Source organism: Ferviditalea candida (genome assembly GCF_035282765.1).
Taxonomy (GTDB): domain Bacteria; phylum Bacillota; class Bacilli; order Paenibacillales; family KCTC-25726; genus Ferviditalea; species Ferviditalea candida.
In genome coordinates this window covers 121,493-148,365 of the sequence record NZ_JAYJLD010000007.1, presented here as the reverse complement: position 1 = coordinate 148,365, position 26,873 = coordinate 121,493, and the positions used below count along the sequence as shown (strand labels likewise).

23 protein-coding genes are annotated in these 26,873 nt (G+C 49.8%); 4 read left to right on the top strand and 19 right to left on the bottom strand.

What is annotated here, in order from left to right:
• Positions 1–8: 8 nt before the first annotated feature.
• Positions 9–1,529, bottom strand: coding sequence for an ATP-binding cassette domain-containing protein (locus VF724_RS07045; protein ID WP_371753525.1), 1,521 nt, complete (start codon positions 1,527–1,529; stop codon positions 9–11).
• Between the two features lie 98 nt (positions 1,530–1,627).
• Positions 1,628–2,731, bottom strand: a complete 1,104-nt coding sequence (locus VF724_RS07040; protein ID WP_371753524.1) for a sugar ABC transporter substrate-binding protein — start codon at positions 2,729–2,731, stop codon at positions 1,628–1,630.
• 370 nt (positions 2,732–3,101) lie between these two features.
• Between VF724_RS07040 and VF724_RS07035 the strand changes: the two genes are divergently transcribed.
• Entirely contained in the window at positions 3,102–3,284 is a 183-nt protein-coding gene (locus VF724_RS07035; RefSeq protein WP_371753523.1) for a hypothetical protein, read from the top strand.
• Positions 3,285–3,440: 156 nt separating this feature from the next.
• Here VF724_RS07035 and xylF read toward each other — a convergent pair whose 3' ends face one another.
• The 16 genes from xylF to VF724_RS06955 all read right to left on the bottom strand — a co-directional run bounded on the left by xylF (position 3,441) and on the right by VF724_RS06955 (position 22,763).
• A complete protein-coding gene (gene xylF / locus VF724_RS07030; RefSeq protein ID WP_371753522.1) occupies positions 3,441–4,532 on the bottom strand; it encodes a D-xylose ABC transporter substrate-binding protein in 1,092 nt (363 codons plus the stop codon).
• 19 nt (positions 4,533–4,551) lie between these two features.
• Positions 4,552–6,153 (bottom strand): response regulator, encoded by a 1,602-nt coding sequence (locus tag VF724_RS07025; protein ID WP_371753521.1) that lies wholly within the window; start codon positions 6,151–6,153, stop codon positions 4,552–4,554.
• Positions 6,131–7,603, bottom strand: a complete 1,473-nt coding sequence (locus tag VF724_RS07020; RefSeq protein WP_371753520.1) for a sensor histidine kinase — start codon at positions 7,601–7,603, stop codon at positions 6,131–6,133. The genes VF724_RS07025 and VF724_RS07020 overlap by 23 nt, the downstream gene beginning before the upstream one ends.
• Positions 7,600–8,640, bottom strand: coding sequence for a substrate-binding domain-containing protein (locus VF724_RS07015; protein ID WP_371753519.1), 1,041 nt, complete (start codon positions 8,638–8,640; stop codon positions 7,600–7,602). Before VF724_RS07015 ends, VF724_RS07020 begins: the two co-directional genes overlap by 4 nt.
• A gap of 56 nt (positions 8,641–8,696) precedes the next feature.
• Positions 8,697–11,033, bottom strand: coding sequence for a bifunctional glutamate--cysteine ligase GshA/glutathione synthetase GshB (gene gshAB, locus VF724_RS07010; RefSeq protein ID WP_371753518.1), 2,337 nt, complete (start codon positions 11,031–11,033; stop codon positions 8,697–8,699).
• A 17-nt stretch (positions 11,034–11,050) separates the two neighbouring features.
• Entirely contained in the window at positions 11,051–12,409 is a 1,359-nt protein-coding gene (locus tag VF724_RS07005; RefSeq protein ID WP_371753517.1) for an MATE family efflux transporter, read from the bottom strand.
• Between the two features lie 22 nt (positions 12,410–12,431).
• Positions 12,432–12,764: an ArsR/SmtB family transcription factor gene (locus VF724_RS07000; protein ID WP_371753516.1), complete on the bottom strand. Its 333-nt coding sequence runs from the start codon at positions 12,762–12,764 to the stop codon at positions 12,432–12,434.
• 698 nt (positions 12,765–13,462) lie between these two features.
• Positions 13,463–13,879, bottom strand: coding sequence for a GlcG/HbpS family heme-binding protein (locus VF724_RS06995; RefSeq protein ID WP_371753515.1), 417 nt, complete (start codon positions 13,877–13,879; stop codon positions 13,463–13,465).
• A 176-nt stretch (positions 13,880–14,055) separates the two neighbouring features.
• Positions 14,056–15,378, bottom strand: coding sequence for a uracil/xanthine transporter (locus VF724_RS06990; protein ID WP_371753514.1), 1,323 nt, complete (start codon positions 15,376–15,378; stop codon positions 14,056–14,058).
• A 68-nt stretch (positions 15,379–15,446) separates the two neighbouring features.
• The gene (locus VF724_RS06985; protein WP_371753513.1) at positions 15,447–16,562 is read right to left on the bottom strand and encodes a vWA domain-containing protein; all 1,116 of its coding nucleotides are present in this window, start codon (positions 16,560–16,562) and stop codon (positions 15,447–15,449) included.
• A complete protein-coding gene (locus VF724_RS06980; RefSeq protein WP_371753512.1) occupies positions 16,550–17,416 on the bottom strand; it encodes an AAA family ATPase in 867 nt (288 codons plus the stop codon). Before VF724_RS06980 ends, VF724_RS06985 begins: the two co-directional genes overlap by 13 nt.
• 18 nt (positions 17,417–17,434) lie before the next feature.
• A complete protein-coding gene (locus VF724_RS06975; RefSeq protein WP_371753511.1) occupies positions 17,435–17,899 on the bottom strand; it encodes an SRPBCC family protein in 465 nt (154 codons plus the stop codon).
• 33 nt (positions 17,900–17,932) lie between these two features.
• Positions 17,933–18,856 (bottom strand): XdhC family protein, encoded by a 924-nt coding sequence (locus VF724_RS06970; RefSeq protein ID WP_371753510.1) that lies wholly within the window; start codon positions 18,854–18,856, stop codon positions 17,933–17,935.
• A 143-nt stretch (positions 18,857–18,999) separates the two neighbouring features.
• Positions 19,000–21,351 (bottom strand): aerobic carbon-monoxide dehydrogenase large subunit, encoded by a 2,352-nt coding sequence (locus tag VF724_RS06965; protein ID WP_371753509.1) that lies wholly within the window; start codon positions 21,349–21,351, stop codon positions 19,000–19,002.
• Entirely contained in the window at positions 21,341–21,853 is a 513-nt protein-coding gene (locus VF724_RS06960; protein ID WP_371753508.1) for a (2Fe-2S)-binding protein, read from the bottom strand. The genes VF724_RS06965 and VF724_RS06960 overlap by 11 nt, the downstream gene beginning before the upstream one ends.
• A gap of 43 nt (positions 21,854–21,896) precedes the next feature.
• On the bottom strand, positions 21,897–22,763 hold the full coding sequence (locus VF724_RS06955; protein ID WP_371753507.1) for an FAD binding domain-containing protein: 867 nt from the start codon (positions 22,761–22,763) through the stop codon (positions 21,897–21,899).
• Between the two features lie 359 nt (positions 22,764–23,122).
• On the opposite strand from VF724_RS06955, the gene VF724_RS06950 reads away from it, so the two are divergent.
• From VF724_RS06950 to VF724_RS06940, 3 genes are read left to right on the top strand one after another with little or no spacing between them, the layout of a single operon-like run.
• Positions 23,123–24,274, top strand: coding sequence for a GAF domain-containing sensor histidine kinase (locus tag VF724_RS06950; protein ID WP_371753506.1), 1,152 nt, complete (start codon positions 23,123–23,125; stop codon positions 24,272–24,274).
• Complete coding sequence (locus tag VF724_RS06945) at positions 24,271–24,909, top strand: response regulator (protein ID WP_371753505.1); 639 nt, start codon at positions 24,271–24,273, stop codon at positions 24,907–24,909. Before VF724_RS06950 ends, VF724_RS06945 begins: the two co-directional genes overlap by 4 nt.
• A 27-nt stretch (positions 24,910–24,936) precedes the next feature.
• Positions 24,937–25,989, top strand: coding sequence for an XdhC family protein (locus VF724_RS06940; protein WP_371753504.1), 1,053 nt, complete (start codon positions 24,937–24,939; stop codon positions 25,987–25,989).
• A gap of 80 nt (positions 25,990–26,069) precedes the next feature.
• Here VF724_RS06940 and VF724_RS06935 read toward each other — a convergent pair whose 3' ends face one another.
• Positions 26,070–26,834: a sulfite exporter TauE/SafE family protein gene (locus VF724_RS06935; protein WP_371753503.1), complete on the bottom strand. Its 765-nt coding sequence runs from the start codon at positions 26,832–26,834 to the stop codon at positions 26,070–26,072.
• Positions 26,835–26,873: the final 39 nt, after the last annotated feature.

Below are 26,873 nucleotides of genomic sequence, written 5' to 3'. Positions count from 1 at the left end.
TCTTCCCCCTATAGCGTGGCCAGCTGCATGATTTTTTCCTGATCCGCTTCTTCCGCAGACAGCTCGCCCTTAATTTTGCCTTCAGCCATTACATATACTCGATCGCTCATGCCCAGCACCTCGGACAGTTCGGATGAGATCATGATGATGCTCAACCCTTCGCCGATCAGCTTGTTCATGAGCGTATAAATTTCAAATTTCGCTCCCACATCGATTCCGCGGGTCGGTTCGTCCAGAATCAGCAGCTTCGGCCCTGCAAACAGCCACTTGGCCAGCGACACCTTCTGCTGGTTGCCGCCGCTCAAATTTCCGACCAGCTGTTCAATCGAAGGCGCTTTTATGTTCAACGATTGTTTATACTCATTGGAAACCTTGACTTCTTCATTGGTATTGATAAATCCTTGCGAAGAAATCACATGAAGATTGGAGACGGTAATATTTTGCTTGATATCTTGAATCAAGAATAATCCGTTTCCTTTTCGATCTTCCGTAACATAGGCAATCCCTGCTTGAATCGCTTCTTTCGGATGCCGGTACACTTTTTTGATTCCGTCGAAAAATAAATCGCCTTGCAATTTATAGCCTTTCGGATTGCCTAAAATGCTCTGTGCCAATTCTGTCCGCCCGGCTCCCATTAAACCGGCAATGCCGACGATTTCCCCTTTTTTGACATGGATATTCACATTTTCCACGACATTGCGGCCCAGCTTGGGGTCATAGGCCGTCCAGTTGCAGAGTTCAAGGATTTTTTCTCCAAAATGATGAGTTGTTCTCTTGGGATAAATGTCGTCGATTTCACGGCCGACCATGCTTTTGATAATCAAGCTTTCCGAAAGCTCCCCTTTCGCCGCGTCCAATGTGCAGATCGTCTGACCGTCGCGCAAGACCGTGACTTTATCGGCTATGGCCAAAACTTCCTTCAATTTATGTGAAATCATGATGGAGGTAATTCCTTGGTTTTTCAAATCCTGCAGAAGCCTGAGCAAATTTTCGCTGTCATTTTCATTCAGCGCGGCTGTCGGTTCGTCCAGGATGATCAGCTTGACATCCTTGCCCAGCGCTTTTGCGATTTCAACCAACTGCTGCTTGCCGACGCCCAAATCTTTAATGAGCGACTCATGATTGATATTCAGCTTGATTTTTTCCAGCATGGCTTCGGCGCGCACAACCGTTTGATTCCAGTCCACAAACGGACCTTTCCTGATTTCATTGCCGGCAAATATATTTTCGTATACCGTAAGGTCGGGAAACAGCGCCAATTCCTGATGAATGATGGCAATGCCCGCTTTCTCGCTGTCGTTGATTTTGGAGAATTTTTGAACCTCTCCTTCGAAGATGATGTCACCCTCGTAGGTTCCATGCGGATATACGCCGCTCAGCACTTTCATCAAGGTGGACTTTCCGGCGCCGTTCTCACCGACAAGGCAATGAATCTCGCCTTTCTCCACTTTGAAGTTGACATTGGAAAGCGCTTTGACCCCCGTGAATTCTTTGGATATTCCCTTCATTTCCAAGATGGTTTTGCCCATATCGCACTGCACTCCTTAACACGCTCATAGAATAGAGAAATAGCGATAGACGCGATAGACGCGTCCATCACTATTCCCGTCCACATTGCGCCGGATTTCTATTGCAGACCTTTAAAATCGCTTGCCGGGTAATATCCGGAATCAATGAGCGCGCTCTTGACATTGCTCTTGTCGACAACGATGACGTTCGTTTGTTTGGCTTTCACATCGATTTTGCCATTGTTGTAAGATCCGGTTGTTTCAGGCGTTTTTCCATCCAGCAGGGAAACGGCCATGCCCATGGCGTCCTTGACAAGTGTGCGGACATCTTTGAATACGGTCATCGATTGCTTGCCGTCAATGATGTATTGAACGGACGCTTTTTCCGCGTCTTGTCCGGTAACCACATAGCTTGTAACGGCTTTGTCCGAAGCGAATACATCGGCGATGGAACGTGCGGTTCCGTCATTCGGAGCCAGGATCGCGACATCGCCCTTCATGTCGGCTGCAGCTGCCGTCAAATTTGTTTGCGCTTTGTTTTTCGCTTCATTCGCATCCCAATTTGTCGTGATCTGACCGATAATTTTGCTTTCCTGATCGCGAGTCAGGGTGGAATTTCCCTGCAAAGCAACAGCTTCGCTGGAGTTGGCGATTTTGAAGGTGCCGTCGGCAATTTTCGGCTGAAGAACAGACCATGCGCCTTGGAAGAACAGGAACGCGTTGTTGTCGGATGCCGCCCCGGCATACAGGTACAACGGCTCGCCTTTGCCTTTGGCATGATCAATCAGGTATTGGCCTTGCGCTTTACCAACTGCAACACTGTCAAAGGTGACATAGTAGTCGACTGCACTCGTGTTGGTGATCAGTCGGTCATAGGAGATGACTTTAACGCCTGCTTTTTGGGCCCCTTCCACTGCCGCTGCGGCTGCGTCGCCGTCCTGCGGGCAAATGATCAATACTTTGATGCCTTTGGCAACCAAGGAATCCACATTATCTTTTTCTTTCGCGGAGGAACCTTGGCTGAACAAAATTTCTGTCGAGTAATTCGTGCCTTTTAGAGCATCCTTGAATCTTTGCTCATCCTGCACCCATCTGGGCTCATCCTTGGTCGGCAATACAATGCCTACATCCACTTTGTTTGCGCTGCTGCCGCATGCGGCGGCTGCCATGGCAAGCAAAACGACGACCACCATGATTGATATCGCTTTCAAGCCTCTTTTCATCTGACTACCCCTCTCTTTTTGGATTTCAAAATGATGATAGCACGTTATTTACGCTCGATTGCTGCAAACAAGTAGCATATTTTTAATCCGATCTGTACAATTTTGTTCTATCCTTGTCGGTGCCATGAGAAAGGCATGGACACCTGACAGAACAAAATCACCCTTCGGGTGACTGAAATAACGAAACCCATACTTTAGCGCTGTTTAGGAAGATGGGTATGGCCTTCGGCTGCTGTTGAAATGGTGTTATATAAATAGACAGGTTCGAGGCAACAACACCATTTCAAAGGCAGCACGTAAACTCTCCGGCTCATACCCATGCTCCCCTTATCATCCTCAGCTCATCCTTCTACTTCGATTCCTTCCCCCCATGGTTCATTGCAGCGGCGATCATAACCGCAGCCGTGAAGCAAATCAAAGGTACGGATCATGGACCAATACACTGCTGGAGGAAGCCGTCAGCGTAGAGATCCGCATCCGTCCGGAGGATTCGCTGAAATTCGGGATGACCGCATATCAGGCGTCCTCACTCATTCGGTCGGTGCTGACTTAGCAGCAGGTTGGAAGAATCGGCAGCGGGCATCGGAAACTTATAAATTCTTATGTGGTATAAGAAAGACGCCTTACGGCGTCCTTGGATCGTACCCATTCTTTAGTTCATGCTGGAGGGCGTGGTATTGGGCTGCAGCCACTCTTGAAGTAGGTGGTTTCACTGCCTACCTGCATTTTTGTATACTTCTTCTTTCTTGTGAAAACCGTCCGAAATGACGGTGGCATCCATATTCGTTTTATCCACTGCGATCGGATCCAGCAGGATGGAGGGGACGTCGATTTTGCCATTATTGATCGTTCTTACAGTGGCTACGCTTTTGCCGTTCGCCAAATCGACGGCCAATTCGGCCGCTTTTTCGGCAAGCGCTTTGATCGGCTTGTAAACCGTCATGGTCTGGGTGCCTTCAATGATGCGCTGGCAGCCGGCCAAATCCGCGTCTTGTCCGGAGACCGGAATTTTACCCGCCAAGCCTTGCGCCTTTAGGGCTTCAACGACGGCTCCGGCGGTGCTGTCATTCGCGGCGAGCACCGCGTCGATATGGTTCAGATTGGACTTCAGGGCGTTTTTCATATTCGCCAAAGCGATGGTCGGCTCCCATTCCTTGGTCCATTGGTCGTATACGACATGAATGTCGCCCTTGTCGATCAACGGCTGCAGGATGTCCATCTGTCCCTGCTTGAACAGATGCGCATTGTAGTCGGAATCGGCGCCTTCGATCAGCGCATAGCTGCCCTTAGGAGCAAGCTTCGTGATGGCCGCAGCCTGCATTTGTCCCACCCGCTCATTGTCGAAGGAGACATAGAGGTCGACGGACGAATTTTTGATCAGACGGTCATAGGAAAGCACTTTGATACCCGCAGCGTGCGCTTTCGCCACGATGGCCGCGGATGCGTCGGCATTATGCGGGACAACCACCAGAACATCGACATGCTGGCTGATCAGATATTCCGCTTGAGCCAGCTGCTTGGCGTCATCGCTGTTTGCCGCCTGCACATTCACGTCGGCTCCCAGCTTTTGGACGGAGGCGATAAAATAGTCTCTGTCTTTCCGCCAGCGCTCTTCCTCCAGCGTATCCATGGAAAATCCGACGACGATTGTTTTTTGGGCTTTACCGGATTGCGAATCAGTCCGAGTCTTTATGCCGCTGTCCGGTGCCGTCTGCTTATTCCCTGCTGAAAAGACGGCCAGAGAAAGAATCACCGTCAGGATAAGAATAAAAATGCCGCTCGTTTTGATCCAGCTTTTCATTAAAAGAACCTCTCGCTTATCATTTTTTTGCAGAATCCGTATGCGATTGCTTCAATCTGATTCGATTTCGATAATCCTTCGGCGTGATGCCGCACATTTTTTTGAACACCCTGCTGAAATAGTTGGGATCCTTGTATCCGATGTCGTAGGCGATTTCCTTCAAGCTGAGCTCCCCTTCGGCCATTAGCGTTTTCGCCTTTTCAATGCGGCATTCCGTAAGAAAATCAATATAATTGACGTCGATTTGCTCTTTAAAGATTTTGCTGATATAAAAAGGACTCAACCGAACATGCTCGGAAATCATCTCCAGCGAAATATCCTCATGGGCATGATCTTGAATATACTTTTTGATTGTCGCCACAACGTCGGGTTCGATGTCGTTTCTGGCCGCGGCGATGACTTTCATCAGCTTTTCCAGCAGACAGGACGCTTCCACGCGAAGCTGCGGATACGATTCGATTTGAAAAGAAAAGATCGGCTGATCCGCATTCACACCGGTTTCCCGAATCATTCTCGAGGCGATCAGCAGCATGGCCAACGTTCTCTGCTGCGCTTCAACCAGGCTGATGCCCGAGGTTTCGAACAGGTCGATCAGCTGATTCAGAAGCTGGCCGAGCGCCTCCATATTCCCCATCCTGACCTCCTCCACAATCGCCTTCTCCAGGACAACGGTTTGCCGGATGTGTTCCTCTTGCCTGTTCAGGCCGGGCAGATCCTCGAAAAAACGGCAGCGGGACGGAAGGCCCAAATCCGCTGTCGACAACAGCGCCTCTTGATAGGAATGCTTGATTTCGCGCAAGGATTCCTGGGAATTGCCGATGCCGATGAAAAAATCGCAGGACGGAAACCGGACGGAAAGATTCAATAAATCCCGAGCCGTTACGGACGCTTGAGACCGAAACGATTGGTCTGGATCGACAAAGAGCAGAATGGGGAGCTGACGTCCCGTCAAGGGTCCGACCCATCCCTTGGCTTTGCGGTGGATTTGCTCCTTCACCGCCCGGTGAAGCCGCTCGGCCAATTCCCGTTTCGGTTCCGTCCCATGGGCACGGTCCGTGATATACAGCAAAAGGACATAGCAGCGTTGATCCCGATTGCAGCCGAGCAGCTGCATCATTTCATCCAAATGGATCTCATGCACATAGTCATAAAGCTGTTGGATGACAAAATCCGTTTCGACAATCGGCAGCAATTTTTGCATCCGTTCCTGATGGGCTTTTGCTTCCCGCTCCTGTTCGAGCTCGCGGATGACTTTTTGCACGGTCTCGACAATCGTCACCGGCAGGCACGGTTTCAGCAAATAATCCTTGATGCCGAGCCGGATGCCCTGCCTGGCGTATTCAAACTCGTCGTAGGCGGAAACGATGATGAATTTCCGCTCCTCATGGTCAGTTTTCTGTTGACTGCTTCTGATTTGCCTGATCGCTTCAAGCCCGTTGATTCCCGGCATTTGAATATCCATTAAAATAATGTCCGGGTCAAGTTCCTCCGCCAGCTGGATGGCTTGCCGCCCGTTGCCCGCATGTCCCACAATTTTCGTATTGGGTATGCCGTTCTCGATGATTTTCTCCAAGGCCATCCGCTCAATCGGTTCGTCGTCAGCCAGCAAGATTTTGATCATGGTTCTCCCCTTCTCCTCCTTTCATCTTCGGCAAATAAAGCGTCACGCACGTGCCTGAGCCCGGCGCGCTGGAAATCCGGATGATATCTTCCACGCCGTAAAACAGCCGCAATCTCTGAATGACGTTGTTGATCCCGATGCCTGTGGAATGGCCTTTAAATGAAGGATTCGCCGTGCCGCTGAGAATGGCTTGAATTTTCTCCTCCGGCATTCCCGCTCCGTCGTCTATGATCTCGATCACCACATGAAGCTCCTGATCCTTTGCGCGAATGATAATGCTTCCTCCACTTTCAGAGGGCTCGATGGCATGGATGAAGGCATTCTCGACAAATGGCTGAAGCGTCAAAGAAGGCATCTCGAACGTTTTGCACGTCTCGTCCATCTCGATGGAATAATGGATGCGGTCAATAAATCTGGCCTTTTGAATCGTAAGATATTCAACCAAACCGTTCATCTCGTCGGCCAGCACAACGGAGCTGTCCAGTTTGCGCAAATTATAGCGCAGCAACTGGGCGACCGAATGAATCAGTCTGCTCGTTTCATTCGATCCTTCCAAATAGGCCCATTTCGAAATCGTATTCAATGTATTGAAAAGAAAATGGGGATTGATCTGGCTTTGCAGGCTTTTCAACTCGCTTTCCTTCAGCAGCAGCTTATGATTTTGCAGATCCTTCTCGATTTGCACCTTGTTCTGGATTTCCGTAATCAGATTTTTGATTTCCACTCTCATTCGGTTGAAGGTATGGGCCAGAAAGGAGATTTCATCATTCGTTTTGATCTCGATCGGATTGTCAAAGTTCCCTCTCGCTATGTCTCTTGCCGCCAACGTCAGCGCCAAAATCGGTTTGGTAATGCCGCCGGCGAACTGGTAAGAGAAGAGCAGCAGAAGGAAGGTGGCCATGAAGAGCGTCCAGAAGCCCATACTGCTCAAGTCCGTGCTTTGCCGGATAATGCCTCGGTAAAATTCGTCATACGCGGAGATATCCTGGCTCAACAAATCCAGGGTCGTTTCTGAAATAAACTTGGAAATTTTGGTTGCTTCGTTGAAGTGAGCGGCTGCTGCATCCATGCGCCCACCCTGCACGGACATGATGGCGAGATTCATTTCTTCGATTTGGCTGCGAAGCATGTTCGCGTAGCTGCTCAGCGTCAGCTTGTTGCTGTCGTTTCTCAAGCTGGACAGTTGCCCTCCTGCGTCCTGCAATTTTCTCAAGGAGGCTTGATATTGCGCCAGCAGGCTGCTTGCCGGATTGTCCATATATTCGTTAAGCGATTTCATGGAAGTCAAGCTCAGGTTTTGAACCTGGTTCATCAGCAAATAGCGCTGCAGAATACTGTTGTATTGGCTGATCGATTTATGATTGTAATACGTCATCAGCAGCCAGAAGCCCGCCATGATAATCCAGCTGATCAGCGACAAAACCATGATTTTTTTATGGATCGAATTCATTTCTCTCCCTCCCCGACAATCACATTGGAAGAGATGAAATAATTGTTTTCGAGCGGAAGTCCGGAACCGCTCAGCCATTGGCCGATCAGCGAAACGCTTTTCTCCCCCATGGTTCTGGGCTGCTGCTGCAGTGTAGCTTTTATGAAGCCTTGCCGCAGGAGATGAATGATATCCGGGGTGTCGTCAAAAGAATAAATCGAATAGCCGGCCAAGGCGGCGCGATTCTTCACCGTCTTGACAATCCCAACTCCGGCGTCCGAGGTGAGTCCGACAAGCACCCGGACTTGCGGATGCTCATTCAACAAACTGTTGATTTCCTGATTGACGTCGTTCACATCGCTAGGCTCGGCCATGACAACCTGCAAATCCGCGTCATCCTTTAAAGCGGAAATCAAGCCTTTCAGTCTGAGATTTTCCATGCTGTTAACGGAATCGCCCAAAACCGCTCCGATTTGTTTATGTCCGCTCAGATGCTGCTTGATGTAGGTTCCGATTTTGACGCCGTCTTGAAAATCATTTGATCCGACATAGGCCCTCCGCAGGCTGGAAGGCGAGTCCGTGGCAATGGTGATCACGGGAATGCCTTTCTCCAGGGCGGAAAGGACTTTTCCGGCGAATTCCGGCGTATCCATCCCTTCGACAATGATGCCGTCCACTTTCGATGCAATGGCAATATCCATGTTTTTCAATAATTCGCTCGGATTCGGCCGATAGGATCCGTAGAAAAGAATATCCATCCTCAGCCGGTTGGCTTGAAATCGCACCCCGGCCTTTACCTCGCTCCAAAATGGCGTGTCCGTATCCTTGGAAATCACGGCAATCCGGTAGCGGTTGGATGCGGAAGGCTCCGGTTGGAACGGCAGATAGGCATGCTCATGCACAACCCGATAAGCAAAATAGACGGAAAATACAAAAGAAACGAGGCATCCGACAATGAGAAATGATATGATCGTTTTTCGCATACCCATTCCTTTCCCCGCTTTTCTAGTTAAGTAGTCGTATAAATAGTACCATTTTTCAATAGTAAACGCATTCATAAAAAAACCTCTTTCGAGGTTAATTCAATGATGAGCGACCGCTTTTAGAGGTGAGTTTAAATTTTTCCAAACAGCAAATCGAGAATTTTTTCATCAGCCTTGCGATTTTTGCCCTTATACGGATAGCAATGAATATGGATGGCCGGGTTAAAGTTGATCTCGATAATGCTGTAATTCGTTTCCGAAGCTTCCGCCGCGATATTGTCGATCATCATATCCACGCCGCAGAACGTGGCGCCTGCAGCCTTTGCGGAGTGAACGGCAATCCTTTTATAGCTTTCCGGAATGTCGTCCGTATAGTCGATGCTGTCTCCTCCCGTGCTGATATTGGAGTTTTCGCGCAAATAAACGATCTCGCCCTTGGCCAAAATATCTGTGCGGCTCTTGGACTGGTTTTTCAAAAGCATTTCTTCCACTTCGCCCAAACGGATGCGTTCAAGCGGAGTTTTATAGCCGGTGCCTCTTAACGGATCTTTATTCTTCTCGTCGACGAGTTGCTCGATGGTGTGAATGCCGTCCCCGACGACATTGGCCGGCACCCGGTGCAAAATCCCGACAACCTCGCCGCCCATCACAAGAAAACGATACTCCCTTCCAGTCATGAATTCCTCAAGCAGCACCGTCCGGTCATGCTCAAAGGCCATTTCAAACGCTTTTCGATAGTCCTCTTTCGAGCAGCCGCCGGTGAAAATCGTAACGCCCAACCCAAAATTCGTCGACTTCGGTTTGATTACGATCGGCTTATCCCGATGCAACCCGTAATCGGCCATCGCCTCGCCAAGCTCATGATATGCTCTGCCATTGGGAACGCGAATGCCATGCTGCTTCAGGACTTTCTTGGTGACGAGCTTATTTTCCATGATGAGAACGGTGCTGTACGAATCCAGCGAAGTTTTCGTGGCTTGCTTTACAAATTCCTGATGGCCGCCTTTTTTCAACACAATAAAATTGTCTTCCCGATCCAACAATTCAAACTCGATGCCTCTTTTAATCGCCGCCTTCAATAAAAGCTGTGTCGAAAGCTCCAGGTCCTCATAGCCGATGAATTGATATCCGTTGGCTTCGCTTTGCTTGGCATATTGCCTTGCTTTCCCCAGATGATAATGAAGATAGGAAGATTTTTGGATCTCCGATTTGACCATCGCCGCAAAACTGAGCTCCGGATGCTGAATTCTTTGCTTTTCCAGTTCAAGCAGGCGAATAAACGGCTGGTGGTCGGGCTTCAGCACCTGCACCATTTGCTCCATTTCTCCCATAAGCACCAGCGCTTTTTCCCGCAAAGTAACCAAGCGGTTCCCTTCACCATAGAACTGTCCCGTTATGCCATCCTTTACAAGACTGTCATGATTAAGGGCAGCCACTTTTTGTTCTTTCTCGCCAAACGGCTCATCATCCATCAGCAGCATAAAGACCAGAAACAAATGAATAAACTGCATCGTTTCTTTGCTTATCCCGTTCTTGTATAACGGATTCAAATCAATCATCCGGAGCTCCAGGTAGGCTATGCCGTTCTGCAGCAAGTCCTGCAAGAAGTCATCCCTTTTGGCCGGCTTCACCCTGACCGGATTGTAAAATTCCTTCACGCTCAGCAGCTCGTTGGAATCAACCAAGGACTGCAAGTCCCTGACATATTCTTCAACCGAATTGAAGGAAACATAGAATGGCTTTCCCGTGCGGTATCCGCACACGCTGTTGCGCAACGAGTTCATGTTCGGAAAAAAGCGGCTTTCCTCATCAAGATGATCTCCCAATTGAACGCACCGCTCAATATACGTTTTATTAAAAACCGGACTGGCCCCGGTTAAATGGATGAGCAGCCAACGGTATTTCAGCAAATTCCGTGCGACCTTCATATAGACAGCGTCCTTGAAATCCTTGAAGTCTTGTTCCGGCAAAGCCGTCTCTCGATGCAAGCTTTCCAAAAAAGCCTCATCAAACGAAAAATTGTAATGGATTCCGCAGAGCAGCTGTCTTTTCCGGCCGTATTTTCGCGACAGCTCAAGACGATACTGATCCTCAACGGGATCATTCATGACGGCAATCGGGATTTCCTCGTCATCCGGCAGCTCCGGCGGATTGCTGCTCGGCCATAAATATTCGTCATGCAGCTCCAGCGTCACAATATCATGGAGGGTTTCCAAAAAATTATAGGTTTCATCAATCGTATCGAAAGCGGGTGTAATCATCTCAATCTGGCTTTCCGAAAAATCCGTCTTGATATAGGGATTTTCCATTTTGCTGCCGAAAGCTTTCGGATGAGGAGTCAGCGCAAGCTTCCCGTCTTTGTCGACCCGGGTATTTTCTTTTTCCAGACCGAATTTGCCTCGCAGAATATCCGCATGCAAGTCATGGTCCTTCACGATTTGCAAAAATTGACTGTTCAACATACCCATCTTTTATTTACCTTCCTTCACATCGCCTTTAAAGATTGATTGACAAGCGGTTCATCGATTTTTCTGAGAGACCGCATAAACCAGAAGACCAGAATGCTCCCTTTCAGCACACTGCTTAAAGCAATCGACATCCATACGCCATTGAGTCCAAACGGACCTGATAACACCAGTGCCATCGGAATCCTCAAGGCCGTCAAAACAATGCTGAAAATCGGCGGAATATGGGTCTTTCCGATCCCGTTGAAGGCGCCGACCGTCATCAGCTCCATGCACATAAACAATTGCGAGAATCCGATGATTCTCATATAATCGGCGCCCAGCTTCAGGCTGGCCTCATCCGTCAGGAAGAATGAAAAAAGCTGCTTCGGGAATAAAATAAAAAGGATCGAAATCAGAATTCCGAAGATCGATGTTAGGATCAAAGCATTCCGATACCCTTTTTGAATTCGGTCCTGTTTGTTGGCGCCATAATTTTGACCGATGAAGGCTGCGATCGCACCTTGCAGACCGCCAATCGTCATATAGGAGATTGATTCAATTTGAATGCCGATCTTTTGAACGGCAATGGCATCCGGTCCCCACTGGACAATAATTTTGGCAATGATAATAGAAATGACGGTAAATGCAACGCGCTGCACCGTGATCGGGCTTCCCATCCGAAGAATTTGTTTCATTTGATTCCTATTGAATGTCAGCTTTTTGGATAACAGGCGTGAATTGTAAACATAGACCCCGAACAAACCCGTCACGATCATATTCGCCGTTAACGTCGCAAGCGCTGCGCCTACCACGCCCAATCCGTTGAAGCCGCCTATTCCGAATATGAGAAGGGGGTCCAGCAGCAAATTGACAACAAAACCGACGGTATATATACGGAACGGCCTTCCGCTGTTTCCCATTGAATTCAAGACGGAGCCGAACAACAGATTAAAAAAAGTAAAGATTGTACCGATTGCAGAAACGGTCAAAAATTGAGCCGCCATGCGTTCGACTTCTCTGCTGCCTAATTCGAAAAAACCGATCAGCTGATTTTTTGCCAGAAAGATAAACAGCATATACAGAATGCCCAAGCCCATGGACATCCAAAATCCGCTGTGAATCAGCTCTTTTGCTTGATCCTCCCTGCCCGCCCCCATGCTGTGCGCGACTTTGACTCCGGTTCCGATGGAGATCATTGTAAACAAGGCCGCCGCCAGGTTGACGAAGAAGCTTGCCGTCCCAATGGCCGCAACCGGTCCGCTTCCCAGCCTCCCGATCCATATCATGTCGACAAGCCCATAGGTCGTGGATATAAAATTGGTCGCAATAATCGGCAGCGTCAATCTCATTAGAGTCGGGACAATCGGGCCTTTCGTTAATTCGTGTTTCCCCTTCATGCGGGCGTCTCCCAGTTGCTCATCAATTTTTTTTGATTAAGGCCTCAAGCTTATTCAGCAAATCTTGATCGCGAAGCTTATAATGGCTCCATGAACCGTAAATTTCACGCTCAATCAATCCGGCCTGCAGCAAAATCTTCAGATGATAAGACACCTTTGACTGAGCCAGTCCCAACAGCTCTTCAAATTCACAAGTGCACAGGTCCGAACGGCCTTGTAAAAAGTGAATTATTTGAACCCGGATCGGGTCGCTCAGCGCTTTTGCCGTCATTGCCAGACGCTCGGCTTCGGAAGCTTCCAACAAGGGGATATCTCCGCAGCATACACGTGGCATGACCGTCATGCATTGCTTCATGCTCGCACGCCCTTCATCAATTTTTTTTGATATGAAAGTCGTTATTAGATTATCGCAATCCCCCGCTGATGTCAAGGAGAAAATTATTAGTCCAAGAGTAAACCCCGGCGGGGTTGTCTTTTATGATTGACGTTTGGAACGTTGTGTAACTGATTTTACCGGTTTCATGGTCAGAACCCCCGGAAGAACGCCCTTGCTGGTTCCTCCCCGCATATACATTGCCGGAATTTTGATTTGTTTGCCCCTAATTACTATACTGCTTGCCTCCGATTTCAGTTCGTTCCTCGAGTTAACTACGAGACTTCCCTCGGTCATCGTCACATTCTGTTCCATCCATCCTGACCCTAATCACGTCGATGAGCCTTGCAGGTCGTATCCCTTTTCGTGTTTTCCTGCAAGGTATGCCGTCGCATAGGTTTCCCCGTTTTCATGGCGGGTTACCCAACATCTCCGCCACCTCTGGTTTACGTATTGTTCCGGGCTGGACTTTGCCTGCAGGCCCTTCGGATTCCCCCTTATGGACACCCTGCCAGTCCTTATCCTGTCGGAGGTAGGACCTCTTCTTCGGCTACGGCACTTCAAAGGGTAAAGTTACCGGGTGGATTTGAACCACCTAGATTGTGCGACTGCAAGGCGCACCGAAAAAACCGATGCTTCTCAGCACCGGTTTGTTTTTAAACATTCGACAAATCGAAGGATTAATCGATATTTTCTTCAGAAACCAATTTGGCTATGTATTCCGTAATCGCCTGATCCTCACTCACTGCAAGACCGCTTACTCCCACACAACCGATAATTTTACCGGATTTGTTTTTCAGCAGATTTCCGCCCGGCAAAGCCGTCAATCCGGGATCGCAATAATAGCTGATTTCCAGCCGATCCTGCTGCAGCCTTGAAAGAAAAACGTCTGTAGAAACCCCCATCCGAATCGCCGTGTACGCCTTTTGTTGAGAAATGCGGATACTGCGTAAAGGCGCACCCTCCATACGGTCAAAGGTCAGCAGCGAACCCGAAGCATCGCCGATCGCAATGCAGATCGGCCTGCCGAAATTTTTGCCAGCTTTTTCCTTTCCTTTTTCAATCAGTTTTCTGGCCGTGTTCAATGTAAGTTCCATGTCCATTTTTCCTCCTCATTGCGAATAATTTCAAAGTAAGCGCTTTAACTACTTGAACTGACCTATATTATACCACATTCAGCAATTTATCCTAGAAAACAAATTGCATAAATTACAAAGTGTATTGGGCTGGCCGGAGCAAAACAATCCTCTCCATGACCGCAACCGTCTTCAACCTAACACGCTTTATTCCTCGCTTCCTGCTTTACTTTCGAAATCTCATAGGAGGACCAGTTCACCGTATTTTCAATAATAATGGCAACCAATATACCCATCAAAAGACCGTTGCTTAACAGCGGACGAAGATACATGGGAATCGAACTCAACGATGCTGCGGGGAGATTGATAATGGCAATCCCCAACAAAGTGGGTGCGGCTATTCGATAGATGGTTTTGGAATTAAAGCGAATTCCTTCCAGGTAACGGAGCGCCGATCCGAACAATTGGAGATACGCGACGAACAATACCGCATCCCCCACACTCATTGGAAGCGTAGAAAAAAATGAGCCCAATGCGGGTATCAATCCGAGAATCATAAAAAGAATGGATCCAACGATAAAAGCGGACCGCTCCAAAATTCTCGTCGTACGCAAAAAACCGATTGAGGACGTGTAAGGAGCGTAAGGAACAAGCCCGAATATACCGGAAATTGTCGTATTTATACCGGTAACAATAAAAGAACGTTTATATATACGATCGGATACCGGTTTTTCGAATAAATCCTCCGCCTCGCGCAAGGTGGCAATCGTATTGGTCGTATTCAACAGACCGGCTAATACTGCGGTAATGACGATTCCCCATTCCAATTGCGGACTCCCCCAAGGAAACCATTCGAAGAGAACGCCGTCAGCAGTTGTACTCAACGCGGAAGATGGAATCCAAAGCGAATGGATCAGCCATCCGACAATAATGCCGATCAAGATGGAAAAATTGCTGATCAGTCCTTTGCCCTTCAAATTCAGCCACGTTACCAGCAGCACAAGAAAAATCGACAACCCCGCTTCCGGTATCGAAATTTGCCCGTTCCCGCTGAGGCCCAACATGCCTTTGAAAAAAATGAGAATCAACTGGCTGGCAAGAAGCAGCAAGAATACGCTCATGACGATAGGCGTGAAGATTTTGTTCAGCACTTTACCGATCCCCAGACCGCCCAGCAAAGCTATCAGCAATCCGGCGATCATGATGCCCGTCGCCAAAGATCCTCCGACAACGCCCAAATCCGTACCGGAAGAGGAGGCAATTGCAGCAAGCGAGAGAATGACCCCCCACCACAAACCGGATTGTCCTTCCATCAGTGCGAATCGATGTCCCAAAAAAACCTGCAGAAGACAGGCAATACCCGTGTAGATAAAGGACCTCTGAACTGAGGAAGTGATCTCCGAAGAGGATAAATGCAGCGCCGCCCCTAGTGAAAGAGGAATAACAATCGTGTTCGTAAACATAAAAAAAAGCCATTGCAGCCCGGCAAGAAATGTGGAAGATGCAGTTAAACGAGACAACAGGCTTAGCCTCCTAAGGACTGGAATTTATCGTTCATAAGCTTAGTTTACATGAAATGTGATTTTATTCAAGACCGATTTCCGGAAAATATATTCGTCCTTACTGCCTCAGCCCATGTCTTGCGGTCGTGGATGTCAACGAATCTGTCCAGATAAGGCAGTGCGGTTTTCATTCCCATCGAAACGGGCTCGTACTCCTGCTCGCCCAGCAGCGGATTGATCCAAACGAGCTGTCCCGCCCGTTTGGAAAGATAATCCATGGTCTGCCGAAGCACCCGCGGATCGCCGGTATCAAAGCCGTCGGAAACGATAATCAAATGCGTATTTTTACGCAGCAGACTCTCATAACGGCTGGCCAGGCGAGATAAAGAAAACCCGATGCGCGTACCGCCCTTCAAACCCATCAATTGTTCCTCCGGAATTCCCTTGAACAGCTTATGAGATAAATACGGAGTGATTCTTTTCAAATCCGTGCTGAATACGAAGACTTCTATCCTGGCACGGGATTGCATGAACGCCCAGGCCATCGTCAGGAAAAAATCGGCGTAGGCTTTCATCGATCCCGAGATATCCGCAACCATGACGATTTGCGGACGCGCCTGCCGGTATTCGCGCTTAAAAAGCACAAACGGTTCTCCGCCGTTTTTGACCGCGTTGCGCAGCGTACGGCGGAAATCGAACCGCGGACGTCTCCCTTCTTTAAAGCGGCGGCTTCGCGGCCTTTTCATTTGGAGCACCGATTTTTCGGCCCAGTGAAGCATTTCTCCCAACCCGCCTTCATTCACAATCCGAATCGGATAGCGTTGACCCAGATCCGGACTGTAGGCAGGCAGCAATCCTCCTGTCGTTTGAAAGGAGGAAGCAACCTCCCTATAGGAATTGCCGGCGTTGGATAACCCGGGATCCTCCTCCAGCGTTTTCGGTAGCTTGAGCGTATGCTGATCAACGCAAAAATGGCGTTTGAACAGGCTTGGAAATGCCGACCATTCTGCAGGCGATTTCGCATAAATGGAACGCAAGCCGTCCATCACCTGCTCCATCGATTCAATGTCCAACAAAGTCAATGCCGTAGCGGCGTTCAAGCTTTCGGTTATGCTAACGCGAAAACCGTTTTTTCGCAAAAACGGACCAAAGCTTTGAACCTGCTCAACCATCGACTTCAATAGGATTTCTATAAATTCCATAAAAGCGACAAACCTTTCTGCCTGACGAATTCCATATCTTCCTGGGTTTTTATCACACATCCCAATGTCAAGGACAGCCATTCCTCATTCAAGCTGTCCGCATTTAATTCAACCATGGCTTCCGCCCATTCAATCGTTTCAGCCATTCCCGGGGGTTTCAGCAAAGACCATTGCCTCATTTTTTTGGCAGACCGGGCAATTTGCCTGATCAGTTCATCGGAAAGTCCGGGAACGCGCAGCTTGATGGTTTCAATTTCCCTCTCCAAGCTCGGAAAATCGATCCAGAAGTAAAGACAGCGCCTTCTTAGCGCATCGGAAAGAGAACGTGTCCGATTGGAGGTGAGAATGACCATCGGCGGATCATCGGCTCGAAACGTCCCTAATTCCGGAATCGTGATTTGAAACTCCGCCAAAAATTCCAGCAGCAGCGCTTCAAATTCCTCATCCGTGCGGTCCACCTCATCAATCAGCAGAACGGAGTCCGATTGTGAGCGGACTGCTTTGAGGAGAGGACGCTCAATCAAATAGTACTCGGAATACAGATCATTCACAGGCCGGCGCCCCTCCCCGCTTTCATAAATTCCGCGCGCCATCAACAATTGCTTGGGATAGTCCCAATCGTAAAGCGCATGAGCGGCATCCAAACCCTCATAGCACTGCAGACGGATAAAACTGCCTCCGCGAATTTCAGACATTGCCTTGGCTAATTCCGTTTTTCCCACTCCTGCAGGCCCTTCCAAAAGAAGAGGGCGCCTCAAGCGCCCCGCCAGATACAATACTGTCGCCAAGGCATCGTCAGCCACATAGCGATTGTCGTATAGTGCTTCCCTCAATGAATGGATGTTCTCTTTCACGGTATTCTCCTTTATCCGCTAGTTGGCCGCTTCGGACAGCTCGACAACCGCCGTGCGAATATTTTCAAAAACCTGCTCAGTCACCTTGCGGGCTTGACCGTCGATCAGACGTCCGCCGATCGTTGCGATCGGACCGCTGACGACCACATCGCACGACCATTTCAAAAGTGTGCCTTTCCCGCCTTCAATATCTTCGAGCGACATGACGGCATTCATATTCATCCCGCTGCCCATTCCGCCCCCTTTGGACGTCATGACGGCGGAAACCCCCGGCTCCGTCACGGTCAGGCTGTTGGAAAGACTGAACGCGCCGCGAACCGGTCCCAATCCTACACGCACCTTGGCGTCGAAATGAGTTTGATCCTTGATTTCCAATTCCAGCAAATCAGGCAAGCAATGCCCCACCTTGTTCGGATCAATCAAAAACTCCCATACGACTTCCCGTGAAACCGGGATTGCAAAATCTCCACTGTATTTTCTCATATCAGCATTCGTCCCCTCTCCTGAATTCCGGATTTATACATTGACTTCTTTCACATAAGAATCGGGATCCTTCAAAAACGCCTGTCGGCAGTGCGGACAGCAAAACCCGTATTCTTTCCCTTGGTATTCGGTTTTAAACAACGTTTTATCCATATCGACGACCATATGACAAACCGGATCAATGGCCTCGTTGCGTTCTGTGATCCGCGCTTCAAATTTGACCGCGGGCCGTTTCTTTTGTCTCCGGTACTGAATGATTTCAGCAAGAATCGTAATCGCGATTTCGGAAGGCTCCACAGCCCCCAAATCCAGTCCGGCCGGAGCCGAAATAAAGGAGCTGAATTGCGCGGACAGCCCCTGATCCTTTATCCAATCCAATACTTTCGCTTTGCGCTTGGGACTCGTTATGAGACCTGCATAGGAAAGCTCAATCCCTGCGAGTGCACGAATGCTTTCTTCATCATAAACGCCCATTGTGGCAATCACGACATAGGAACCCGGCTTTAATATTTGCTGAATTTTGTCCTTCAATAAATGAACATCCGGCGCTTCGGACTTGCTGATTTGCTCCAGCGACAGCGACTTGACATTGAAATTCATGTGCTCCCCAAAGGTCAGCAAATATTTGGCTATCGGTGAATCGCCAATCACCAGCAGTGTCGGCGCCGGAAGCTTCGGTTCAATAAACAACTCTACAGTCCCCTCCGAATGACACGTCATGGGCATCACTGTCACACCGTCATTCACTCGAATCTGAGATTCGTCGGACGTGATCAGCAGCAGCCGGCTCTCTCCCGTTTCGATACATTCCAGCGCTTGAGAAACGACCAGCGATTGCGTGCAATGTCCGCCGACAAATCCGAACATTTGGCCATTCGGATAAACCAAGGCTTTGGAACCGACAACGGCTGATGTCGGTTTCGCGCTGCGTACGACTGTGACTACAGCAAAAGGCAAGGAATCATTCTCTAGTTGAATTGCTTGTCGCCATACGGTATCCATAGATAACGTCTGACGGGGATGCCCCCGTCAGACTTGTTCCTCCTTTCAAATGAACCGACTGCCATCCGGGTTGACGTCCTATGCCATATCATTGGGATTTATTCAGTCACACCATTCTTGCGCAAAATCTCCCAAACCTTCCAAGGATAGATCGGCATGTCAATATGAGTGACACCGAGCGGTGAAAGCGCGTCGACCACCGCATTGACAAACGCTTGCGGAGACCCTACGTTCGGCGATTCGCCAACTCCCTTGGCGCCGATCGGATGGTGCGGAGACGGCGTAACCGTACGGTCGGTTTCCCAATGCGGGGTTTCCAGAGCGGTCGGCACCAAATAGTCCATCCAGTTGGGCGCCAAGCAGTTGCCGTCCTCGTCATAAGGAATATCCTGCATAAAGGCAATGCCGAAGCCTTCCGTCAGACCTCCGTGAATTTGCCCTTCTACGATCATCGGATTAATGACCGTACCGCAATCGTCAACCGCCAGGAAGCGCCGCACTTTAACGGCTCCGGTCCCGTTATCGATATCCACCACGCAAATATACGCGCCATGCGGGAAGGTCAGATTCGGCGGATCATAATAATAAGTCGCTTCAAGACCCGGCTCCATGCCCTCCGGCAGATTCGTATAGGCAGCCAAAGCCACTTTATCCATCGTCACCGATTTGCCTGGAAGTCCTTTTACATTGAAGGCGGAGCCATCCCACTCGACATCGTCTTCACTGACTTCCAGCAAATGCGCCGCGATTTTCTTTGCTTTCTCGCGAATGCGCCGCGCGCACAGAGCGGCCGCTCCGCCTGCCGTCGGGGTACTGCGGCTTGCATAGGTTCCCAAGCCGTAAGGAGCGGTATCCGTATCGCCTTCCTCGACCAAAATATCGGCAGCGCTCAGTCCCAATTCTTCGGCGACAATCTGCGCGAAGGTCGTTTCATGACCCTGGCCTTGATGGCGTACGCCCAAACGAACAATCGCTTTACCGGTCGGATGCACCCGGATTTCGGCGCTGTCGAACATCTTGATGCCCATAATGTCGAACGTATGACTCGGTCCGGCTCCGACAATTTCCGTAAAGGTGGAGATGCCGATGCCCATATACTCGCCTCTGGCTCTTTTTTCCGCTTGCTCCTTGCGCAGCTCGGCGTAGCCGATTTTGTCCAGCGCCAGCTTCAGCGTCTGCTCATAGTCGCCGCTGTCGTACGTCCAGCCCAGCGGAGAAGGATAAGGGAACTGCTCCTTCTTGATAAAGTTGCGGAACCTCAAATCAGCCGCATCGATATTTAATTTTTGCGCCAGAACGTCCATTGTCCGTTCAATCAGATAGGCCGCCTCGGTTACGCGGAACGAGCAGCGGTAGGCCACCCCGCCCGGAGCCTTGTTGGTGTATACCCCGTCAACCTCGACAAATGCCTGTTTGAAGTCATAGGAGCCGGTAACGATATTGAACAGCCCTGCCGGGAATTTGGACGGATCGGCCGCAGCGTCGAATGCTCCGTGGTCTGCCAGCGTCTTCACCCTTAGCGCCTGTACAATTCCGTCTTTGTTGGCGGCAATTTCTGCCGTCATATGATAGTCCCGGGCAAAGCCCGTGCTGGCAATATTCTCCGTGCGCGTTTCGATCCATTTCACCGGTCTGCCTAATTGCAACGAAGCCACAATCGCACAGACATAGCCGGGATAGACGGGAACCTTATTGCCGAAGCCGCCGCCGATGTCCGGCGAAATGACATGGATCATATGCTCGGGCAGGCCGCTGACCATCGCCAGCACCGTACGATGCGCGTGGGGCGCCTGCGAGGTGACGTACCACGTTAATTTTCCGGTGGTCTTATTGAAATCGGCTATGCAGCCGCATGGTTCCAATGGTGAAGGGTGAACGCGCTGAAAGCGCACATCCTGCTTGACCACAACCTCTGCGCTTTTGAACATTTCCTCCGTGTCGTCTTTATCTCCGACTTGCCAGTGGAAAATATGATTGTTTTTTTGCTCGCGGTCTTCCCTCAGCACAGGAGCGTCGGGCTGCATGGCGCGGAACGGGTCGACCAATGCCGGCAGCGCTTCGTATTCAACCGCAACCAGCTGTGCGGCATCCATCGCGACCTCCCGCGATTCGGCAACGACGACGGCGACCTCCTGATACTGGAACATGACTTTCCCCGTGGCCAATACCATCTGCACGTCCCCGGCCAAGGTCGGCATCCAAGCGAGGTTCATCTTCGCCAAATCCTCGCCGGTAATGATCAAATGTACGCCCGGAACCTCCATAGCCGCAGTCGTATCGATGCTTACGATTTTGGCATGGGCATAAGGGCTGCGGACAATATTCATATACAGCATTCCCGGCAGGGAAATATCATCGATGTATCGGCCTTCTCCTCTGATAAAGCGCGGATCCTCTTTGCGCTTGATCGATTTTCCCATCGGCCTGTGCTCGGTTTGATTAATTGCCACTTCCAATCACCTCCGATTGATTTTGTTCCAGCTGCTTCTTCTCAGCCATTTGACGTCCGGCGGATTGAATCGCCTTGACGATATTCACATAGCCCGTACAGCGGCAAATATTACCGGAGATTCCTTTGCGGATTTCCTCCTCCGTCAGATCCTGCTTCTTTTCCAGCAAGCTGTATGCGCTCATCAGCATGCCCGGCGTGCAGTAGCCGCACTGCAGACCGTGCTCCTCCCAGAAGCTCTGCTGAACCGGATGCAGCACGCCGTCCTGTTCAAGACCTTCCACCGTCATCACCTGCTGGCCGTTTGCCTGCACCGCAAGCACCGTGCAGGATTTCACCGGTTTGCCGTTCAGCAATACCGTGCAAGCTCCGCAGTTGGTCGTGTCGCAGCCGACGTGGGCCCCCTTAAGCTCGAGATGCTCCCTCAAGTAATACACAAGCAAAGTGCGCGGTTCAACCTCCGATTCATATTCCCGGCCGTTTACCGTTACCGTTATCCGCATGATTGTATATTCCTCCCTTTCTGAATACGATTGATTTAGGCGCCTATTTGAGTTCGGCCGCAATTTCCTGAAGAGCCCGCTTGATAAATACCCGGAGCAAGTCCAGCTTGTATTCGGCAGTCCCCCGCAAGTCCGTGGCGGGACGGGCTGATTGCTGAGCAAGGCGGGATGCCTGTTCGATCGTTTCGTCATCCAGTTGACGGCCGATCAGGTATTGCTCGGCCTGTTCCGCGCGAAGCGGAATATCCCCGCATGCGCACAAACCGAAACCGGCATCCAATATCGTTCCGTCATAGGCTTTAATGACATTCGCGGCAACTCCGATAATCGCGAAATCGCCGGCCTTGCGTTCCAGCTTCATGTAACGAGCGCCAACCTTGCCGACAGGCGCCGGCAACAGCACCGCCGAAGCTATTTCATCCATATCCAAGGATGTCGTAAACGTATCGACAAAAAACTCGTCAATCGGCACGCGCTTGACGCCGGACGGACCGACGACTTCAACCTCAGCGCGCATGGCGATCATCGCCGCACCCCAGTCGGAACCCGGATCGGCATGAACCAGCGAGCCGCAAATCGTACCCCGATTTCTTACCTGCGGGTCGGCAATCCATTCTGCCGTTTTGGACAACAGCGGATACCGCTCAATTAAAGCGCTTTCTTTTTCCAGATCAGCGTGCCTCGTTAACGCACCGATCCGCAAATACCCGTCTTCTTCTTTCCATCCGTGCAAATCATCGACGTGATTGATGTCAATCAACGCCGCCGGCATAGCCACGCGCAGCTTCATCATGGGAAGGAGACTTTGACCCCCCGCCAAAATCTTTCCGTCGTAACCGAACCTTTGTAGCAAACCAATCGTTTCTTCAACAGTTTTTGGCGCAAAATAATCAAAAGTGCTTGGAAACATAAATTTGATTTCCTCCCTTCTTTTAATAAGAAAAATCCCGGATAATTTCTGAATTTTTTAAAGATAATCTGTTTTCTATTATTTATGTATCATTACTATTTTATATCCGCTGATTTTTTTTTCACAGACCTGATCAGGTGAATCTGCTCACCCAAACGTATGGAAGTGATCATCATTCTCATTAATGTGATGAAAGCGATTTAAATCTTTGAGTTATAATGCTATAATATTTCTGATATGGTACATTTGGAATTTTCTTATAATTTTCATAGTTTGCTAGAGTCTTCTCGATATTTTTTTCTTCTTTAAAGATTTCTTTTTCAGCGGAAGTGAATTTTCAACAAAAGGGAGACTTGCCGGTGAAAAAAACGGACCAATCCAATCAATTTTTAAGCTCACTCGACAAATTGGAGTCAATGATTGATTTGGGGCTTGATCCGCTGCTGCAAGCGATCGTGGATATATCGAGGGAACTCGCGGGGGCGGCTTTTGCCGGGTTAAGCTTATTTAACCAGGATAATCCGGATGTTTTTGAGTATTTTAAAGTATCGGGGTGGAATCAGCCCGAATATCTGCCGCAGGGCCACGGCCTTTTCTCGCTTCCCCTTCATACCGGACAGGCGCTGCGGGTATCGAACATCACCAACCATCCCCGCTCCGTCGGAGTTCCTGACGAACATCCTCCGATTGAAGCATTGCTGTCGGTTCCCCTTATCCATAGGAATCGTATTCTGGGTTGCATCTTTCTCGCCAAACCTCCGGGTTCCACCCCTTTTTCCGAGCAGGACGAAGAACTTTTGACCGACTTCTCCGCATCGGCCGCTATGATGATTGATATAGCCAAACGCTGTCAGAGCGTCAAGCAGAAGGCCGTTCTTGAAGAACGCAAACGAATGAGTCAAAGACTCCATGATTCAGTGTCCCAAACCCTGTTTGCCTTGGGCCGGGAAGTAGACAGCTTGGTAAGGTCGCTCGGTGACCCTTCAAACCCGCAAGCCGAAATCCACTCCGTTACCCTGATCCGTCAATTGGCTGCCAAGGGTTTGTCGGAAATTCGCGCCGTACTGTTTTCGGTGTCTGAAGAATTTGAGCTTTCCAAGCCGGTCAATTCCGCATTCGCGCGGATCATTGAAGAGTTTGAGCGAAACAGCCAAATCAAGACGGATTTAATTATCCGCGGCGATTTGGACAGCGTCCCTTATCCCCTGCTCCAATGCATTTACAAAGTTATCGGAGAATCGCTATCCAACGTTCACCGTCATGCCGAAAGCAGTGCTGCCGTCGTGGCCATTACGGTGGAACAAACCAAAATTATCGCCAGTATCCAAGATATCGGGATTGGAATCAGCGATATCGCGTTATCCAATCTGTATAGTCCCACTTCCCACTTCGGTCTGCGTTCCATGAATAAAACCGTGGAGGAAATGGGAGGCGTCTTCACGGTTCTGCGAAATGACGAAGGAGGAACAACGATTCGGGTGCAATTGCCACTTTTATGGAGGGTGCCATGAACAAAGTGCGGATCCTGCTGGTTGATGACCATGAAATTGTCAGAAAAGGCCTGAGTTCCATGCTGCAGGACGAACCTCAGTTTGAAGTTGTCGGAGAAGCGTCAAACGGGCAGGAAGGTCTTGAAAAAATCAGATCGCTGGAACCTGATCTGGCGCTGATCGATATCCGAATGAAGGAAATGAGCGGACCCGCCCTCTGCCGAACGGTCCGCCAGGAAAATCTGAAAACGATCCTCGTCATCCTCACCAGTTATGCGGACGAAGCGCTTGTCCAAACCTGCCTGCAGCTGGGAGTGCAAGGGTATATCTTGAAAGATATCCAGGGCTTTGACCTGGTCAAATCGATCCGCACCATCATGCAGGGAGAATCCATCCTGGATCCGAAAGCAACCAAAGTGGCCGTCAAATTGATCGAGCAAGGAATTGAAAATTCGATTCACCCGAGGACGCTGAATCCCCGAGATTTGGATATACTTCGATTAATGGCGGAAGGCCTGACGAACCGCGAAATTGGAGAGAAAATGTTTCTTTCCGAAAACACGATCAAAACTCATGTTCTCGATATTTTTCGAAGAATCGGTGTCAAAAACCGGATCGAAGCGGTCGTTACCGCTTATCGTCAAGGAATTCTATAGCGGGTCAAAAGGAAGGAGACAAACAATATGTCAAGGATTCAAGAAGCGCGGGACGTATTCAAATCCATTCATCACGCATGGGAGCAGGATAAACAAACGGTATTGCTGATGATTACGGAAGTGCGGGGCTCCGCATACCGCCAACCGGGAGCCAAAATGATGATGGCTACCGGCGCTGATATGTTCGGTACGCTGAGCGGAGGTTGTTTGGAGAGCGATCTTTGGGGCTGGGCCGAAAAGGTAATGGAAGAGCAAAGCCCCCGATTGCAACAGTATGATTTGAGCGAGAATGAATTGTGGAGCTTGGGCATCGGATGCAAGGGGGCATTGGAAATTTTGCTTGCGCCGGTCGAAAAGTCTGATCCGTTCTGGACAAAAATGAATGATATGATTCAAGCCGAACAGCCCGTATCTCTCATTATGGAAATTCCCTCGGGAATCCGGGTCCTGTTGGACAAAGACGGCGCCGGTTGGGGTGACGCCGATCGGCTTCCGGAAGGGGTTCGCCAGAGAGTAATGTCCGGCTCCGGACATCGTACCCGGGCCGAGGTTGTCAGCATCGGCAGCCGCCGCTTTGTCATCGACACCATGCGTCCCAGCGAACGATTGATTATCGCCGGAGCCGGTCATGACGCGGTGCCACTCGTCAACATAGCTGCCCAGGTCGGGTTCAACGTGTCCGTCTTGGATTCCCGGGAGGAATACAACAATATTCGCCGTTTCCCGTCGGCGACGCACATCACGCTGCAGCCTTCGGATGCAGATCCTTCGCAGTTTCACGATGGTTGGTGGATCATCATGAATCATCATCAGGCGCGTGACGAGGAGTCGCTCGCACTCGCTTTGAAAAGCCGGCCGCGCTTTATCGGCGTTCTGGGACCGCTGTCCCGCACCAAGGAAATGCTCGCGAAGATCGGTAGCGGCTTGAACAGCGGACCATTGCACGCACCCGTAGGATTCGATTTGGGTTCCGAGACGATCGAAGAAGTTGCTGTCAGTATTATTTCCCAATTAATGGCCGTCAGGAACGGCCGCCAATCCGCCCTTCCCCTTCACGGACGGGAAAAGATTCATTCCTGAACCAGCGATACAATGGGGATTGAGCCGCAGCAGCCGCAAAGTTGCCCTGCTTTCCGGTCAATCCCCATTTTTTATGAAAATTATCGGATGACAAGCGGGATCAGGAATTTCAGCGAGGTTCCCAGGATGACCAAAGCGACGATAACCTGCAGATAACGCGTTGGTGTTTTTACGCTGATCATGCCTCCCAGCCATGTTCCCGTTATCCCGCCAATCGCAGCAAAGAGATACAATTCATAATCGGTGACGGAATCCCCGATTTTGCCCAATAATGCGCTGACGGTAATGGCCGCAGCAATGAATAATGCCGAACCGATGCTGTGCCGTATCGGAATATCGTAGACGGCGACCATCAGGGGAAGCAGCAAAAAGCCCAAGCCGATACCGTACATCCCTCCCAACATTCCAATTACCGTTCCAATCGGCAAAAGCCAATACAGGGAGATGCGGGATTTGAGTTTCATCCTGCCGCTGCTGTTCAACAATACCGATAATGCCGCAATCAAGGACAATACGAAAAAGATCAGCTGGAGAGATGCCGCCGGCAGCATATCGGAAAGCTTCGAACCCAGCCAGCCGCCTGCGAAACAGGACGCTCCGAGATATCCGTTCATATTTTTATCGTATAATTTCCGCCTGATGAAATACAGCGACCCGGAAACAGCGCATGATAAGCTGAAAAAAATGGTGATCGTCGTGATCGCTTGCATTGACAAGAACGGAAATGCCGCCGAGCCTAAATACATCAAAATCAGAATAAACAGGATGCCCCCGCCGATTGACGTCAAGCCGTTCAAGATAGCCGAAGCAAAAGCAATGATCAGGATCAGCCACCCGTCAATCACAATTTTCCCTCGCTGTTGTCACGGCTGCAGTTGTGATCA